17 protein-coding genes are annotated in these 15,846 nt (G+C 71.4%); 13 read left to right on the forward strand and 4 right to left on the reverse strand.

Annotated features, from left to right (window positions below; translation table 11 throughout):
• Positions 1 to 15: 15 nt before the first annotated feature.
• The 6 genes from AB6A66_RS12735 (at position 16) to AB6A66_RS12760 (ending at position 7,367) form a co-directional block, all read left to right on the forward strand.
• Positions 16 to 795 carry a uracil-DNA glycosylase family protein gene (locus AB6A66_RS12735; protein WP_371056184.1) on the forward strand — a complete coding sequence of 260 codons (780 nt, stop codon included), beginning with the start codon at positions 16 to 18 and terminating at the stop codon, positions 793 to 795.
• A complete protein-coding gene (locus tag AB6A66_RS12740; RefSeq protein WP_371056185.1) occupies positions 795 to 1,415 on the forward strand; it encodes a LysE family translocator in 621 nt (206 codons plus the stop codon). The genes AB6A66_RS12735 and AB6A66_RS12740 overlap by 1 nt, the downstream gene beginning before the upstream one ends.
• Positions 1,412 to 1,954 carry a molybdenum cofactor biosynthesis protein B gene (gene moaB / locus AB6A66_RS12745; protein WP_371056186.1) on the forward strand — a complete coding sequence of 181 codons (543 nt, stop codon included), beginning with the start codon at positions 1,412 to 1,414 and terminating at the stop codon, positions 1,952 to 1,954. The genes AB6A66_RS12740 and moaB overlap by 4 nt, the downstream gene beginning before the upstream one ends.
• Positions 1,951 to 2,400: an NUDIX domain-containing protein gene (locus AB6A66_RS12750; RefSeq protein ID WP_371039089.1), complete on the forward strand. Its 450-nt coding sequence runs from the start codon at positions 1,951 to 1,953 to the stop codon at positions 2,398 to 2,400. The genes moaB and AB6A66_RS12750 overlap by 4 nt, the downstream gene beginning before the upstream one ends.
• A 107-nt stretch (positions 2,401 to 2,507) precedes the next feature.
• Positions 2,508 to 3,965 carry an efflux RND transporter periplasmic adaptor subunit gene (locus tag AB6A66_RS12755; protein WP_371039090.1) on the forward strand — a complete coding sequence of 486 codons (1,458 nt, stop codon included), beginning with the start codon at positions 2,508 to 2,510 and terminating at the stop codon, positions 3,963 to 3,965.
• A gap of 6 nt (positions 3,966 to 3,971) precedes the next feature.
• Positions 3,972 to 7,367 (forward strand): efflux RND transporter permease subunit, encoded by a 3,396-nt coding sequence (locus tag AB6A66_RS12760; protein WP_371056187.1) that lies wholly within the window; start codon positions 3,972 to 3,974, stop codon positions 7,365 to 7,367.
• Between the two features lie 3 nt (positions 7,368 to 7,370).
• On the opposite strand, the gene AB6A66_RS12765 is transcribed toward AB6A66_RS12760, so the two are convergent.
• Positions 7,371 to 8,192, reverse strand: a complete 822-nt coding sequence (locus AB6A66_RS12765) for a protein-disulfide reductase DsbD domain-containing protein (RefSeq protein ID WP_371056188.1) — start codon at positions 8,190 to 8,192, stop codon at positions 7,371 to 7,373.
• Positions 8,193 to 8,332: 140 nt separating this feature from the next.
• Here AB6A66_RS12765 and AB6A66_RS12770 point away from each other — a divergent pair, with 140 nt between their 5' ends.
• The 6 genes from AB6A66_RS12770 (at position 8,333) to plsY (ending at position 12,823) form a co-directional block, all read left to right on the forward strand.
• Positions 8,333 to 8,899 carry a YqgE/AlgH family protein gene (locus AB6A66_RS12770; RefSeq protein WP_371056189.1) on the forward strand — a complete coding sequence of 189 codons (567 nt, stop codon included), beginning with the start codon at positions 8,333 to 8,335 and terminating at the stop codon, positions 8,897 to 8,899.
• Positions 8,900 to 8,961: 62 nt separating this feature from the next.
• Positions 8,962 to 9,918 (forward strand): aspartate carbamoyltransferase catalytic subunit, encoded by a 957-nt coding sequence (locus AB6A66_RS12775; protein ID WP_371056190.1) that lies wholly within the window; start codon positions 8,962 to 8,964, stop codon positions 9,916 to 9,918.
• A complete protein-coding gene (locus tag AB6A66_RS12780) occupies positions 9,915 to 10,481 on the forward strand; it encodes a hypothetical protein (RefSeq protein ID WP_371039095.1) in 567 nt (188 codons plus the stop codon). The genes AB6A66_RS12775 and AB6A66_RS12780 overlap by 4 nt, the downstream gene beginning before the upstream one ends.
• Before the next feature lie 55 nt (positions 10,482 to 10,536).
• Positions 10,537 to 10,929 carry a hypothetical protein gene (locus tag AB6A66_RS12785; protein ID WP_371039096.1) on the forward strand — a complete coding sequence of 131 codons (393 nt, stop codon included), beginning with the start codon at positions 10,537 to 10,539 and terminating at the stop codon, positions 10,927 to 10,929.
• Entirely contained in the window at positions 10,926 to 12,215 is a 1,290-nt protein-coding gene (gene pyrC, locus AB6A66_RS12790; protein ID WP_371056191.1) for a dihydroorotase, read from the forward strand. The genes AB6A66_RS12785 and pyrC overlap by 4 nt, the downstream gene beginning before the upstream one ends.
• Positions 12,215 to 12,823 carry a glycerol-3-phosphate 1-O-acyltransferase PlsY gene (gene plsY / locus AB6A66_RS12795; RefSeq protein WP_371039098.1) on the forward strand — a complete coding sequence of 203 codons (609 nt, stop codon included), beginning with the start codon at positions 12,215 to 12,217 and terminating at the stop codon, positions 12,821 to 12,823. Before pyrC ends, plsY begins: the two co-directional genes overlap by 1 nt.
• On the opposite strand, the gene AB6A66_RS12800 is transcribed toward plsY, so the two are convergent.
• Both AB6A66_RS12800 and AB6A66_RS12805 read right to left on the reverse strand, forming a co-directional pair.
• Positions 12,820 to 13,632, reverse strand: coding sequence for an alpha/beta fold hydrolase (locus tag AB6A66_RS12800; RefSeq protein ID WP_371056192.1), 813 nt, complete (start codon positions 13,630 to 13,632; stop codon positions 12,820 to 12,822). The two genes, plsY and AB6A66_RS12800, sit on opposite strands and share 4 nt — an antisense overlap.
• Positions 13,629 to 14,225 (reverse strand): 2-hydroxychromene-2-carboxylate isomerase, encoded by a 597-nt coding sequence (locus AB6A66_RS12805; protein WP_371039100.1) that lies wholly within the window; start codon positions 14,223 to 14,225, stop codon positions 13,629 to 13,631. The genes AB6A66_RS12800 and AB6A66_RS12805 overlap by 4 nt, the downstream gene beginning before the upstream one ends.
• 99 nt (positions 14,226 to 14,324) lie before the next feature.
• On the opposite strand from AB6A66_RS12805, the gene AB6A66_RS12810 reads away from it, so the two are divergent.
• Complete coding sequence (locus tag AB6A66_RS12810) at positions 14,325 to 15,344, forward strand: ribose-phosphate pyrophosphokinase (RefSeq protein ID WP_371039101.1); 1,020 nt, start codon at positions 14,325 to 14,327, stop codon at positions 15,342 to 15,344.
• An 81-nt stretch (positions 15,345 to 15,425) separates the two neighbouring features.
• Here the strand turns inward: AB6A66_RS12810 and atpC are convergent, their stop codons facing one another.
• A complete protein-coding gene (atpC, locus tag AB6A66_RS12815) occupies positions 15,426 to 15,824 on the reverse strand; it encodes an ATP synthase F1 subunit epsilon (RefSeq protein ID WP_371056193.1) in 399 nt (132 codons plus the stop codon).
• Positions 15,825 to 15,846 lie beyond the last annotated feature (22 nt).

Genomic DNA, 15,846 nt, shown 5'->3' on the forward strand with positions numbered 1-15,846 from the left:
GCCTACTATCGCATCATGGACTCGGGGATGGATTGGCACGCGGCGCGCGCGGCGCTGGAATGGCAGGTGGAGCTCGGCGCCACCGACGCGATCCAGGATACGCCCGTGAACCGTTTCGAGGCGGCGCCCCCGGCGCCCGCCCGCGCGCAGGCCCCGGCGGCGGCGCCCGCCGCCCATACGCCCGAAGACGATCCGATCGCCGAGGCGGAGGCCGCCGCCGCCGGGGCGCAGGATCTCGGGGCCCTGAAGGCGGCCATGGCCGCCTATCCCCATTGCGATCTGCGCCGCGGCGCGCGCAACCTCGTCTTCGCCGACGGGGTGCCCGGCGCGCCGGTGATGATCGTGGGCGAGGCGCCGGGCCGGGACGAGGACCGGGAAGGCCGCCCCTTCGTGGGGCGCGCGGGCCAGTTCCTCGACCGGATGCTGGACGCGATCGGGCGCAAGCGGGATGCCGAAAGCGCGGGACACGCGGTCTACATCACCAATGTGCTGCCATGGCGTCCGCCGCAGAACCGTACGCCGACGGCCCAGGAAATCGCGATGCTTCTGCCATTCCTGCGCCGGCACGTGACCCTCGCGCGGCCGCGCATCCTCGTCCTGATGGGGAACGCGAGTTGCCAGGCCCTGCTCGGGCGGTCCGGCATCACCCGGCTGCGCGGCCACTGGGACGAGGCTCTCGGCCTGCCCGCGCTGCCGATGTTCCATCCCGCCTACCTGCTGCGCAATCCGCAGGCGAAACGGGAGGCCTGGGCCGACCTGCTGGAGCTTCAGGCCAGGCTGCGGGGTGCCGGCTGATGCCCGATCCGCTCGTCCTGCTCGTGTTTCTTCCGGCGGCGCTGGCGCTCAATCTCACGCCGGGGGTCGACATGCTGTTCTGCCTCGCCCAGGGCATGAAGGCCGGACCGCGCCCGGCGCTGGCCGCCTCGGCGGGCATCTCGACCGGCACGATGGTGCATGTCGCGCTAGCGGGGCTCGGGCTGGGCGCGCTCGTCGCGGCCTTTCCCTGGCTCTTCGGCGCGATCCGGTGGCTCGGCGCGGCCTATCTGCTGTGGCTCGCGTGGCGGTCGCTGACAGAGCCGCTCGGCCACGGGCACGCGCCGCCGGCGCGCCCTGCACGCGCCTTCCGCGACGGGCTGGTGGTCAATCTCTCGAACCCCAAGATGATTCTCTTCATCCTGGCCTTCGTGCCGCAATTCGTGGATCCGTCCGACGCGGTGCTGCGGCAGTTCCTGGCCTTCGGCGCGGTGCTGGCGGCGGGCGGTTTCGTCGTGAACGGGATCGTGGGGATCTTCGCGGGGCGGCTCGGGCGGCGCCTCGCCTCCAGCCCGCGGCTGGAAAACGGGCTGCGCGGCGTGACCGCCGCGCTTTTCGGCGCACTGGCCCTGCGCATGGGATGGGAGGCCGCGCGCGGATGAGCAGGATCGACGACACCCGGGAGTTCATGCCCGTCCGCATCGGGGTGCTGACCGTGTCGGACACGCGCGGGCCCGAGGACGACCGCTCGGGCGACACGCTGGTGGAACGGCTCGAGGCGGCGGGCCACACCCTGGCCGCCCGCGCCATCCTGCCTGACGATCGCGCGCTCATCTCCGCGAAGCTGCGCGAGTGGGTGTCGGATTCCGGCGTGGATGTGGCGATCTCCACCGGGGGCACGGGGCTGACCGGGCGCGACGTCTCGGTCGAGGCGCACCGCGACGTCTATGAGAAGGAGATCGACGCCTTCGGCACCGTCTTCACCCTCGTCTCGCTACAAAAGATCGGCACCTCGGCGGTGCAAAGCCGCGCGACCGCGGGCGTGGCGGGCGGCACCTATCTCTTCGCGCTGCCGGGCAGCCCCTCGGCCTGCCGGGACGCGTGGGACGAGATCCTCGGGCCGCAGCTCGACTACCGCCACAGGCCCTGCAACTTCGTCGAGATCCTGCCGCGCCTCGACGAGCACCGAAGGCGCAAGTGACGCTCGCCTTCCGCCCCGTGGGCCCGCTGCCCGAGGCCGAGCTCTGGCGGGGCGCGCTCGTGCGGGCGCGCGACACGCTCGGCCGCGAGCTTCTGCAGCTCCGCGACGACCTGCCGCACGTGGCGGGCGCCGGCTGCTGGAGCCTCTTCGGCGGCGGCGTGGAGGCCGGCGAAACGCTCGAGGGTGCCGCGCGGCGTGAATTCGCGGAAGAGACCGGGATCGCGCTGGCCCCGGGCGATCTGGTCCCGCTCGCCCGCGCCGGGGCCACGGCGAAACCGGGCGGCGTGCTCTACGTCTTCGACTGCACCCGGGCGCTCGCGCCCGGCGCGGTGCGCCTGGGCGAAGGCGCCGGCTTCGGCTTCCTGACGCCCGCGCAGGTGGACGCCTGGCCGCTTCTGCCGCAGATCCGGGCGCTGCTGCAAAACCAGCGGGACCGCGCGCCGTGAGCGCCGCGCGGGGCGGCGGGAAGGGCGCGGCACCTTGGCATTTCACCGCGCGTTCCTAATCTAGTGGGGTGCTCCCGCGGGGGCAGACGTCGAAAGGACGCGAACGAATGGTCTTTCTCAGGCAGAGCGTGGTCGGCCTGTTCCTGCTGGCGCTGACGCTCGGGCTGCTAGTCTACGCGGGCAGCCTGATCCAGGGGGCGGTGACCGAGCGGCTCGCGCAGGAGCCGCGCGTTCCCGAGGCGCGCGAGCGCGTCTTCGCGGTGAACGTGGTCGATGCCCGGCCGGAGACCGTCACGCCCGTCCTCACGGCCTTCGGAGAAGTTCGGAGCCGCCGCACGCTCGAATTGCGCGCGGCGACGTCGGGGCGCGTGGTGGAGCTTGCCGAGACCTTCGTCGAGGGCGGCGAGGTGAGGGCAGGCGAGGTGCTTGCCCGGATCGATCCCGCCGACGCCGAGGCCGCGCTCGCCCGCGCGGAAAGCGACCTGCTCGATGCCCGCGCCGAGGCGCGGGAGGCCGAACGCGCCCTCGCGCTGGCGCGCGACGAGCTGGAAGCCGCGCGCGCGCAGGCCGATCTGCGCCAGCGTGCCCTCGCCCGCCAGCGCGACCTCGAGGCCCGCGGCGTCGGCACCGCGGCCACGGTCGAGGAGGCGGAACTCGCCGCCTCGGCGGCCGAACAGGCGGTTCTCGTGCGCCGCCAGGCGCTCGCGCAGGCCGAAGCCCGCGTGGACCAGGCCAGAACCCGCATCCTGCGCAGCGAGATCGCCCGAGACGAGGCGCGAAGACGCCTCGACGACACGGTGCTGCGGGCCGGGTTCGCCGGGACGCTGAGCGATGTCTCGATCGTCCAGGGCGGGCTGGTTTCCGCCAACGAGCGGCTCGCGCAGGTGATCGATCCCGCGGCGCTCGAAGTCGCCTTTCGCGTCTCCACCTCTCAGTTCACGCGGCTGCTGGACGAGGATGGCGGCCTGCGCCCGGCCCCGGTCACGGTGCGGCTCGACAACTCCGGACCGGGTCTTGCGGCGCAGGGCACGCTCAGCCGCGACAGCGGCACCGTCGGCGAGGGGCAGACCGGGCGGCGGGTCTTCGCGCGGCTGGACGGTGTGCGCGGCTTCAAGCCGGGCGATTTCGTGACGGTCGAGATCACCGAGCCGCCGCTCGAAAACGCGATCCGCCTGCCGGCGACGGCGCTGGACGCCGCGTCGGAGGTTCTTGTCCTCGGCCCCGAGGACCGGCTGGAAACCATGCCCGTGACGCTGCTGCGCCGGCAGGGCGACGACGTGCTGGTGCGCGCGGAGGCGCTTGCCGGGCGACAGGTGGTGGCCGAGCGCACGCCGCTCCTGGGCGAAGGCATCAAGGTGCGCCCCCTCGCCCCGCAGGCCGCCGCAGAGCAGGAACCCGAAGCGATGCTGGAACTCTCGACCGAGCGGCGCGCGAAGCTTGTGGCCTTCGTGGAAGGCAGCGCCGCGATGCCCGAGGCGGCAAGGGCGCGGCTGCTCGCGCAGCTCGCGGAGCCGCGAGTACCCGCCCGCACGGTCGAGCGCATCGAAGCGCGGATGGGGGGCTAGGGCACGATGCGCAGCATCCCCGAGGGCGCGGGCGGCATCCTGTCCTATTTCACGCGCCATCCCACGGTGGCGAACCTTCTGCTCGTGCTGCTGCTCGTCGCGGGGCTGGTCTCCGTGCCGAACATGCGCGCGCAGTTCTTCCCCGACGTGGTCGTGGACGACATCACAGTCTCCGTCGCCTGGCAGGGCGCCGGGGCGGAGGACGTGGACGGTGCCATCGTGCAGGTGCTCGAACCCGCGCTGCTGGCCGTGGACGGGGTGGAATCGAGCTCGGCGCGGTCGAGCGAGGGCTTCGCCAGCATCCGCCTGGAATTCGAGCCGGGCTGGAACATGACCCGCGCCCGCGACGACGTGCAGACCGCGGTGGACACGGTGACCACCCTGCCCGAGGACGCCGAGGATCCGGAGGTGCGCAGCGACCGCTGGGGCGACCGGGTGACCGACGTGGTGATCACCGGGCCGGTCGGGCCGGATCAGCTCGCCCGGTTCGCTGACGAGCTCAACCTGCGGCTTTTCACCGAAGGCGTGACTCAGACCACCATCCGCGGCCTCGCCGCGCCGCGCACGGTGGTGGAGGTGCCGTCGGCCAGGCTCATCGCCCACGACCTCTCCATGCAGGAGATCGCCGACGCGATCGCCGCGGAGGTGGACACCGACCCGGCGGGCGACGTGACCGGCGCGGCCGCCCGGGTCCGCACCGGGACGGAAAAGCGCACCGCCGAACAGATCGAGGCGATCGTCCTGCGCTCGGAGGTGGGTGGCACGCGCCTCACCATCGGCGATGTCGCCCGGGTCCGGGTCGAGGGCGTGGACCGCGAGCGGAGCTATTTCGTGGGCGAGAATCCGGCGATCTCGATCCGGGTGGACCGTTCGCTGCAGGGCGACGCCATCGCCATCCAGCGCCAGGTCGAGGAGGTGGCGGCCGAGCTCGAGGCGACGCTGCCCGAGGGCGTGAGCATCGACCTCATCCGGACGCGCGCGGATTACATCTCGGGCCGCCTCGACATCCTGCTCGACAACGCGGTGACGGGTCTTCTGCTCGTCGTCGCGCTGCTCTTTCTGTTCCTGAACGCGCGCACCGCCTTCTGGGTGGCGGCGGGCATCCCGACCGCGCTTCTGGCCGCGATCGCGATCATGTATGCCGCCGGGCTGACCATCAACATGATCTCGCTCTTCGCGCTGATCATCACGCTGGGCATCGTGGTGGACGACGCCATCGTGGTGGGCGAGCACGCCGATTTCCGCCACAGGCATCATGGCGAAAGCCCCGTCGTCGCCGCCGAGACCGCGGCACGGCGCATGGCGCTGCCCGTCTTCGCGGCCACGCTGACCACGGTCATCGCCTTCTTCGGCCTCGTCGCGGTGGGCGGGCAGTTCGGCAGCCTGATCGCGGATATCCCCTTCACGGTGATCGCCGTGCTGGTGGCGAGCCTGGTGGAGTGCTTCCTGATCCTGCCCAACCACATGTCCCACGCGCTCGGATCCTCCCGGCGCAATCACTGGTACGACTGGCCCTCGCGGCAGGTGAACCGCGGCTTCGTCCAGGTCCGCGACCGCCTGTTCCGGCCGGCCATGGCGCTGGTGGTCCGCGCACGCTACGCGGTCGTCGCCGGGGCGGTCGTCCTTCTGGCGTCTCAACTCGCGCTTCTCGTCTCGGGTGAGGTGCAGTGGCGCTTCTTCAACGCGCCGGAGCAATCCTCGGTCACCGGCAATTTCGCGATGACGCCGGGGGCGACGCGCGAGGATACGCTGGCGCAGATGCGGGCCATGCAGGAGGCGGTCGCCGCGCTCGGCCGCGACTACGAGGCCGAATACGGGCGCGACCCCATCCTCTACGTCATCGCCGAGGTGGGCGGGAACGCCGGCCGCCCGCTGCCGGGCAGCGACAGCAAGGACGACGACCTGCTGGGCGGCATCTCGATCGAACTGATCGAGGCCGATCTCAGGCCCTATTCCAGCTTCGCGCTGGTGGCGGAGTTGCAGGAGCGCGTGGAACGCCACCCCCTCACCGAGACGATCAGCTTTCGCGGCTGGCGGTCCGGTCCCGGCGGCGAGGCGCTCGACGTGCAGTTCTACGGCGCCGACGCGCAGACGCTGAAGGGCGCCGCCGAGGCGCTCAAGACCGCGCTGGCGCGCTTCCCCGAGGTGTCGGCGCTCGAGGACAGCCTCGCCTACGACAAGGAAGAGCTGATCCTGGAACTCACGCCGCAGGGCCGGGCGCTGGGCTTCGACATCGACGGGCTCGGCCGCGTGCTGCGCGCCCGGCTGGGGGGCATCGAGGCGGCGACCTACCCGCTCGGCCCCCGCAGCGCCGAGATCCGGGTGGAACTTCCCGAGACCGAATTGACCGCGGACTTCCTCGAGGGCACGCTGCTGCGCGCGCCCTCGGGCGCCAATGTCCCGCTCGCGGACATCGTGACGGTGGAGCAGCGCACCGGCTTCTCGACCGTCCGGCGCGAGAACGGCATCCGGCTCGTCTCGGTCACGGGCGACCTCGAGCAGGACGACGCCGCGCGCGCCGCCGAGATCATGACCGCGCTGGAAGAGGAGATCCTGCCCGCCATCGCCGCCGAGAAGCAGGTGGACTACCGGATTTCCGGCCTTTCCGAGCAGGAGAACGAGTTCCTGTCCGACGCCCTTACGGGGCTGATCCTGTGCCTGACCGGCATCTACATCGTGCTCGCGTGGATCTTCGCAAGCTGGACGCGGCCGCTGGTGGTGATGTCGGTGATCCCCTTCGGCCTCGTGGGCACGATCTGGGGCCACTACATCTGGGAGGTGCCGCTGTCGATGTTCACGGTGGTGGGACTTCTGGGCATGAGCGGGATCATCATCAACGACTCCATCGTGCTGGTGACCACCATCGACGAGAAGGCCAGGACACGGGGGCTCGTTCCCGCCATCGTGGACGGCGCGGCGGACCGGCTCCGCCCGGTGCTGCTGACGACCGCCACCACGGTCCTGGGGCTCACGCCGCTTCTCTACGAGGGCTCGAGCCAGGCGGAATTCCTCAAGCCCACGGTGATCACGCTGGTCTACGGCCTGGGCTTCGGCGTGGCGATGGTGCTTCTGATCGTGCCGGCCTTCATGGCCATGCAATCCGACATCGGGCGCCAGTTCACCGCGCTGCGCCGCGGTCTGCGCAGCCGGAGAGGCGGGCTGGGGCGCGTGCTGTCGCTGGCGCTGGCCGGCACGCTCGCCTGGCTCGGCGCGACGCTCGGCTGGACGGCGGTCACGGGCGCCCTGCCCCCGGCGATCACGGGCGCCCTGCCCGCGCTCGCCGCGCTCGCGCCGATGACCGCGGCGCTGGTGCTTTTCATCGCGGGGGCCGCGGCCCTCGCCGTGACGACCTATGCCGTCACCGCCCTTGCCATTCTGCTGCTGCGGCGCCGCGCGGCCTGACGGTCAGCGGGACCCGCAGCCGCGGATATCCACGGCCGAGGCGCCGTCCAGCAGCGTGACGCGCACCCCGTCACGGTCCAGCGCGAAGGCGTTTCCATCGACGTGGACCAGACGGCTTTCCGCGGCCAGGCGGCCGGCCGCCGCCGAAAGCGCCGGTTCGGAAACCCAGACATGCGGGTCGGCGGTCTCAATCACCGCGGCCTTCACGCCGCGGGCGCCGGGCATCTCGACCTCCACCCGCAGGCCGAGGCCATCCTGCGCGGGCGCGAGGACGCATGTCACGGCGGAGACGTCCGCCTCCTCGGCGCTGAGGGGGCGGGCGGCCAGCGCGACGGCGATGGCGGGATCGGGGCGACGCGCGTCGGCGGGCAGCACGCCCGCCACGGACACCTGGGCGGGGATGCAGATGTCCTCGCAGACGCCGAGGTCGATCCGCGCGGAAATCCGCACATCCGCGCCGCTGCGCGCGGGGCGGACATGCAACGGCAGGACGACGCGGTCGGCGTAGACGATGGATCGCATGCCGTTCTGGTCGAAGACCCGCGGCACCGGCCAGGAAATCGCGACGCCCGACAGGTTGTCGGACCCGGACCAGTCGAAGCGCGGCGGGATGCCGGCGTCGCCCGGCGCGCGCCAGTACGTCTTCCAGCCCTGGGCGAGGACGAGCTCCAGCCCGGCCAGATGCGTGCCGTCCGGCTGGCGCCATCCGGGCAGAAGGCGCGCGGACACGACATCGAGACCCGTTCCGGCCTGCGCGGCCGGAACGGCAGGAGGGGTGGCGAGGGCGGCCAGCGCGGCGAAAAGGGCAAGGGTGCGAGACAACATGAGACATCGGATGCGCCAATTCGCGCGAGAATCCAAGTCACGTTCCGGCGAGACGCGGCACGCGGTGCCCGCGGCAGAGGCTTGCACCCCGCCCGCCCCTTGACCATGTTCGTGAAAACCTTCCTTCGACACGAGGCAAGATGGCGGACGCCACCCCACTCATCGGCAAGCTTCTCATCGCCATGCCCGACATGGGCGACCCGCGCTTTTCCCACAGCGTCGTTTTCGTCTGCGCCCATTCCGAAGAGGGCGCGATGGGCCTCATCGTCAACAAGCCCACCGACGACGTGACGCTGAAGGACCTTCTGGAGCAGCTGTCGATTCCCGTCACGGCGGGCCTCAGGGACATCAAGGTGCATTTCGGCGGTCCCGTCGAGACGGGGCGCGGCTTCGTGCTGCACGGGCCCGACTACGCCTCCTCCATCTCCACGCTGGTGGTCGACGCGCGCTTCGCCATGACCGCCACGCTCGACATCCTGGAGGAACTCGGCGAAGGCGGCGGTCCCGAGAACGCGATCATGGCGCTGGGCTACGCGGGCTGGGGCCCCGGGCAGCTCGAGGCCGAGCTGGCGGCAAACGGCTGGCTGGCCTGCGATGCGACGCCCGAGCTCGTCTTCTCGCCCGATGACAGCGGGAAATGGCAGGCCGCGCTCAGGACGCTCGGCATCGACGCGCTGATGCTCTCGGGCACGGGCGGCCGGGCCTGAGCACGGCTTGCCGCGCGCCGGCCCGGCCCATATAAGCGGTCGGCGAGGCAAGGATCGCGCGCATGGGTTTCAGAGACCGTCACCTCCTCGGCATCGAGCCGCTCTCGCCCGCGGCGATCACGGAGATACTCGACCTTTCCGACGGCTACGTGGACTTCAACCGGCAGCCCGCGCGCCACACCGAGGTGCTGGCCGGAAGCACGCAGATCAACATGTTCTTCGAAAGCTCCACGCGTACCCAGGCGAGCTTCGAGCTGGCCGGCAAGCGGCTAGGCGCGGACGTGATGAACATGGCGATGCAGGCCTCCTCCATAAAGAAGGGCGAGACGCTCATCGACACCGCGATGACGCTGAACGCGATGCATCCCGATCTGCTGGTGGTGCGCCATCCCCACTCGGGCGCGGTGAACCTGCTGGCCGAAAAGGTCGCCTGCGCCGTGCTGAATGCGGGCGACGGGCGCCACGAACACCCGACGCAGGCCCTGCTGGACGCGCTGACGATCCGCCGCGCGAAGGGACGGCTTCACCGGCTGTCGATCGCGATCTGCGGCGACATCGCCCATTCGCGGGTGGCACGCTCCAACATCCTGCTTCTGGGCAAGATGGAAAACCGCGTGCGGCTCATCGCGCCGCCCACGCTCCTGCCCTCGCGGATAGGGGAGTTCGGCGTGGAAGTCTTCGAGGACATGGAGGCGGGGCTGCGCGACGTGGACGTCGTGATGATGCTGCGCCTTCAGAAAGAGCGGATGGATGGCGGCTTCATCCCGTCCGAGCGCGAATACTACCATCGCTACGGGCTCGACGCCGAAAAGCTCGCGCATGCGCGGCCCGACGCCATCGTGATGCATCCCGGGCCCATGAACCGGGGGGTGGAGATCGACGGCACGCTGGCCGACGACATCAACCGCTCGCTGATCCAGGCGCAGGTGGAGATGGGCGTGGCGGTGCGCATGGCGGCGATGCATCTGCTGGCGCGCAACTGGCGCGAGGCGGCCGCCGCGCAGGAGGTTGAGGCATGACCACGGTTCTCGACATCCCCGCCCACGAACACGCGGTGATCCGCGTCTTCGCGCTGGACCTGTCGCCCGAGGAGGCGGCCCGCTGGTCGGAGGCCGATGGGGACGGGCCGCATCCGCTGGCCGAAGCGCTGGGAGCGGAGCCTTTCGATCCGCGCTTCGCCGAGATCGTGCGGCTTTCCGACATCGCGGAGATGGGGCTGCCCGACTATCTCGCGGAAGGTTACGACGTGCCACGGGAAGAACTCGACCCCTTCGCCGAACGGCTTCGCGGGCTTTCGGGCCATGTCGCGGTCGTGATGTCGAGCGCTTTCGCCGACGCGGCGCAAGAGGTGACGGTGCGCGCGCCGCTGCGGCTTGTCGCGACGTTCCAGGAGGCCGGGGCAGAGACGCCCCTGTCGGGCGTGTCCGCGGAGTCCGCCCGCGGTCAGGCCCCGGCGGACGGCACGCCCGGCCCGCCCGACGATGCCGCTGCGGGCGGACGTCGGGGCGTTGTGCTGACGCTGATCGCGCTTGCGGTGCTCGTGCTGCTCGCCGTGGCGGCGCTGGCGGGCGCGCCGCGATGACGTGTCGGCCGTGGCAGACCCCGGGGCCGGTCATCCCTCGCCCCGGACCCGCGCAATGAGCGCGACCGTGTTCCGCGCCGACCGGGCGACCTACATCCGCGACCACGCCTGGCTTGCCGCCGCGGCCATGGCGGGCGCCATGGTCGTGCTGTGGATCATCGACAGCCCCCATGTCTGGACCGGCGCCGTCGCGGGCCTTGCCGCCGTGGCCTTCCGCGCCTGGTTCCTCGCCTCGGAAGAGCTTGCCGTCGAATGGCGCCTGGAAGACGGGATGCTGAGCGGACCGCAGGAGCGCCGGGTGGCGCTGTCGGAGATCGCGGCGCTTCGCACCCTCGGCAGCGCGGTGCAGATCGTGACGAAGGGCGGCGACAAGCACCTGCTGAAATACCAGGCCGACCGGGAGGCGGTGCGCGACGCGATCCGGAACGCCGCGGGAGGATATCTGTGAGCACGATCCTTTTCGAGAACGCCCGGCTGATCGATCCGGAGGCCGGCACCGACACCGCCGGCTGGCTTCTCGTCGAGAACGGCGCGGTGACCGGCACTGGCGCGGCGAAGGGGCCGGTTCCCGTCGCGGCGGAGGCGCGCATCGACTGCCGCGGCAAGTGCCTCGCCCCCGGCATCGTCGATCTGGGGGTGAAGATCGGCGAGCCGGGCGAGCGTCACAAGGAAAGCTTCCGTTCCGCCGGTCTTGCCGCCGCGGCGGGGGGCGTGACCACCATCGTGACGCGACCCGACACGCAGCCGCCCCTCGACAATCCCGAAAGCCTGGAATTCGTCGTCCGGCGCGCGGCCGAGGCCGCACCGGTGCATGTCCGCCCCATGGCCGCGCTCACCAAGGGGCGCGAGGGACGGGAGATGACCGAGATCGGCTTCCTGATGGATGCCGGCGCGATCGCCTTCACCGACGCGGACCGGGTCGTCGCGGATACCAAGGTGCTCTCGCGCGCTTTCACCTACGCCCGCGGGCTCGGCGCGCTCGTCATCGGGCACCCGCAGGAGCCCGGGCTCTCGCGCGGGGCGGCGGCGACCTCGGGCAAGTTCGCCTCGCTCAAGGGGCTTCCGGCGGTCTCGCCCATGGCCGAACGCATGGGGCTCGACCGGGACATCGCGCTTCTGGAGATGACCGGCGCGCGCTACCACGCGGACCAGATCACCACGGCGCGGGCGCTGCCCGCGCTGGAGCGGGCCAGGAACAACGGTCTCGACATCACCGCGGGGGTGAGCGTCCACCACCTGACGCTGAACGAACTCGACGTGGCCGACTACCGCACCTTCTTCAAGCTGACGCCCCCGCTGCGCTCGGAGGATGACCGCGTGGCCGCCGTGGAGGCGCTGCGCACCGGGCTCATCGACGTGCTCTGCTCCTGGCACACGCCGCAGGACGAAGAGAGCAAGCGGCTTCCCTTCGAGGAGGCCGCGGCGGGCGCGGTCGGGCTCGAGACGCTCCTGCCCGCGGCGCTGCGGCTTCACCACGCGGGCGCGCTCACCCTGCCCGAGCTTTTTCGCGCCATGGCGCTCAACCCGGCGCGGCGGCTCGGGCTCGAGGCGGGCCGCCTCGCCCCCGGCGCGCCTGCGGACCTCGTGCTTTTCGACCCAGACGCGCCTTTCGTGCTGGACCGGTGGAAACTGCGCTCGAAATCAAAGAACACGCCCTTCGACGGCGCGCGCCTGCAGGGCCGCGTGATCGGAACCTGGGTCGGCGGGCGCCGCGTGCACGGGACGGACGCGTGATGCCCGCGGCGGAAAGCGGCGCCGCGCTTCTCGCGCTCTGGGCCGGGCTGGGTTACCTGCTTGGCTCGGTCCCGTTCGGCGTGCTGCTGACGCGCGCGCTGGGTCTTGCCGACCCGCGGAAGATCGGATCCGGCAATATCGGCGCCACGAACGTGCTGCGCACCGGCAACAAGGCCGCCGCCGCGGGCACGCTTCTACTCGACGGCGGAAAGGGGGCCGCGGCGGTGCTTCTGGCCCGCGCGGTGGCCGGCGAGGACGCGGCGCAGATCGCCGGGCTCGCGGCGTTTCTGGGACATTGCTATCCGGTCTGGCTCGGCTTCCGGGGCGGCAAGGGCGTGGCCACCTTCCTCGGTCTGGTGCTCGCGCTCGCCTGGCCCGTGGGCGTGGCCTGCTGCCTGACCTGGCTCGCCACCGCCGCGCTCGCACGAATCTCGTCGCTCGCGGCGCTCGTCGCGGCGGCGAGCGCCGCGCCCTGGGCGATCGTGCTCGGCCGTGGCGAGATGGCTGCGCTGGCGGTCGCCCTCGCGCTTGTCGTCGCCTGGCGCCACCGCACCAACATCGCCCGGATGCGGGCAGGCATGGAGCCGCGCATCGGGCGGAAGGGCTAGCCCGTCCGGTCCAGCAACCCGCGGATCGCGCGGGCGGTCGCGGCGGGATGGGTCAGCGGCGCCATGTGCCCCGCGCCGGGGATGACCGCGCGCCCCGCATCCGGCAGACGCGCGGCGAGGCCGGCGCAGATCGCGCGGATGTAGGCGTTGGTCTCCGCCCCCTCGACGAGCAGGGCCGGAACCGCAAGTCGTTCCAGCGCGCCCGAGGCGACGAGGCCGGCGGGATCCTCCATCACCGCGCGGCTTCCACCCTCGACGACCGGCATCCGCGCGGCGATCTGCGCCCGAGCCGTGCCGGAGAGCGCGGCCCAGGGGCGTCCCGCCCCCCACACCGCCGTGAAAAGCCGCCCGGCCTCCGCCCAGTCGCCCCGCGCCACGGCGGCGTCGTAGGGCGCCATCATGGCGTCGTGCCGGGCCATCAGGTCCGGCCGGTCCGCGGCGAGCACGGCGAAGAACACGGGCTCGATCATGGTGAGGGAGCGGACGAGGCCGGGCCGTTTGCAGGCCAGGCGCAGCGCGACCGTGCCGCCGAAGGAATGGCCGATCAGGTCCACCGGCCCCGCGCCCGCCAGATCGGCGGCGATCGCCACGGCCTGCGCCTGCACGTCTCCACCGTCCCAGGCCGGGCTTCGCCCGTGGCCGGGCAGGTCGAAGGCCGCCATGCGCAGCCGGTCCCCGAGATGCCCGGCCAGCGCCTCGAACATACCCCCGTTCCCGAGCGCGCAATGGATCAGGACGGCGCGGCGCGCCCCCTCGCCCCAGCGGCGGAGGAAGACGGCGGCGCCCCCGGCCGCTTCATGCTGCGTCAAAGCTTTCCGGCAAGATGCAGGTCGAGATCCTCCAGCCGGTCCTGGCCCCAGAACCTTTCGTCGCCGACGATGTAGAAGGGGGCGCCGAACACCTCCGCCGCGACCGCTTCCTCGAGGTTGGCGCCATAGGTCTCGGCCCCCGCCAGGAGGCCCTTGTCGGCGAGCGCCGGGTCGAAACCCGCCCGGGAGAGGCAGTCGCGGATCACCTCGTCCTCGGCGATGTCGCGCTCCTCGGCCCAGCAGGCGGTCAGCAGGTTCCGCACAAGCGCGCCCACGTCGCCCCCACGATCGGCCTGCGCGGCGATCACGGCGTAGGAGGACGGGGCGGGATTGGTCGGGAAATGCGCGGGCCGGAGGTTGATGGGCATCCCGCGCTTCGCGGCCTGGCGGCGCAGTTCCTGCATCCGGTAGGCCTGCCGCGCTGGATGGCGCTCGGCCGGCGCCACGCCCCCGGTGCGGGCGAAAAGCGCCACGATATCGACAGGCTTGTAGACGATGTCGGCGCCATGCGCCCCGGCGATGCGTTCGAGACGGTCGCCGGCGAGATAGGCGAAGGGCGAGATCGTGGAGAAGAAATAGTCGATCCTCGGCATGGCGCGCTCCGCTCGGGCAAGGTTTGCGCGACCCTAAGCGCGTGCTAAGCGGTGTCAACGTCACGAATCCGTCATGTGCGCCATCGCCGGAGCCCCAGCATGCCAAACATCATCGAGCCGAAACTGATCTCCGGAAACGCGAACATGCCGCTTGCGCGCGCGATCGCGCGCCGCATGTCCATGCATCGCGGCATGAATGTCGGGCTGGTGGACGCCCGGGTGGAGCGTTTCAACGACCAGGAAGTCTTCGTCGAGGTGTTCGAGAACGTCCGGGGCGAGGACATGTTCATCGTCCAGCCGACCTCGAACCCGGCCAACGACAACCTGATGGAGCTGCTGATCATGGCCGATGCGCTGCGCCGCTCCTCGGCGGCGCGGATCACGGCGGTGATCCCCTATTTCGGCTACGCGCGCCAGGACCGGCGCACCAAGGCGCGCACGCCGATCTCCGCCAAGCTGGTGGCGAACATGCTGGTGGGGTCCGGAATCGAGCGGGTGCTGACGATGGATCTTCACGCCGCCCAGATCCAGGGCTTCTTCGACATCCCGGTGGACAACCTTTACGCCGCGCCGGTCTTCGCCCTCGACATCCAGGCGCAGTTCCAGGGGCATGTCGACGAGGTGATGGTCGTCTCGCCCGACGTGGGCGGCGTGGCGCGCGCGCGCGAACTCGCCCAGCGTATCGGCTGCCCTCTCGCGATCGTGGACAAGCGCCGCGAGAAGCCGGGCGAGGTGGCCGAGATGACGATCATCGGCGATGTGAGCGACAAGCGCTGCATCATCGTGGACGACCTTTGCGACACGGCGGGAACGCTTTGCAAGGCGGCGCAGGTCCTCCAGGAACGTGGCGCCAAGGAAGTGCACGCCTATATCACTCACGGCGTGCTGTCGGGCCCCGCGGTCGAGCGGATCACCAACTCGGTGATGAAGAGCCTCGTCATCACCGACACCATCCAGCCGACGCAGGCGGCCATGGCGGCGCCCAACATCCGCATCCTGCCCACCGCGCCGATCTTCGCGCAGGCGATCCTGAACATCTGGAACGGAACGTCGGTGTCGTCGCTGTTCGAGACCGAGACGCTGGAGCCGATCTACGAAGGCCAGTTCAAGGTCGCCTGACCGGCGCGCGCCCACCCGGAAACGGAAAACGGCCCCGCGAGGGGGCCGTTCCCGGATCCCTGAAAACGACCCGCGGGCCGTTCAGACCATGTCGTCCATCAGCTGCGCGAGGTCCGCGACGAAGAGTTCCGCGGCATCCTTCTGTTCGGCCGGGGCCTTCTGCGCGGCGGTGCGCGCCTCCTCGAGCGCGGCCTCGATCTCGTCGCGGTTCTCCGAGCCGGACTTGTAGGCGCGTTCCGCGAGGACGATGGCGCCCTCGGGCGAGAGTTCGGCGAACCCGCCGGTCACCGCGTAGCGCGCGGTCTGACCGTCCGCACCCGTCACGGTGACGATGCCCGGCCGCAGGCTGGTGATGACCGGCGCGTGGTTCGGCATCGCGGTCATCTGGCCATCCGCCCCGGGCAGCTGCACCTGTTGTGCCTCGAGCGAGGCGAGGCGCCGCTCGGGCGAGACGAGATCGAACTGCATCGTGTCGGCCATTGGGCCTTCCTTTCTCGGTTGC

The organism is Rhodosalinus sp. K401 (assembly GCF_041365735.1).
In the GTDB taxonomy this organism is placed as follows: domain Bacteria; phylum Pseudomonadota; class Alphaproteobacteria; order Rhodobacterales; family Rhodobacteraceae; genus Rhodosalinus.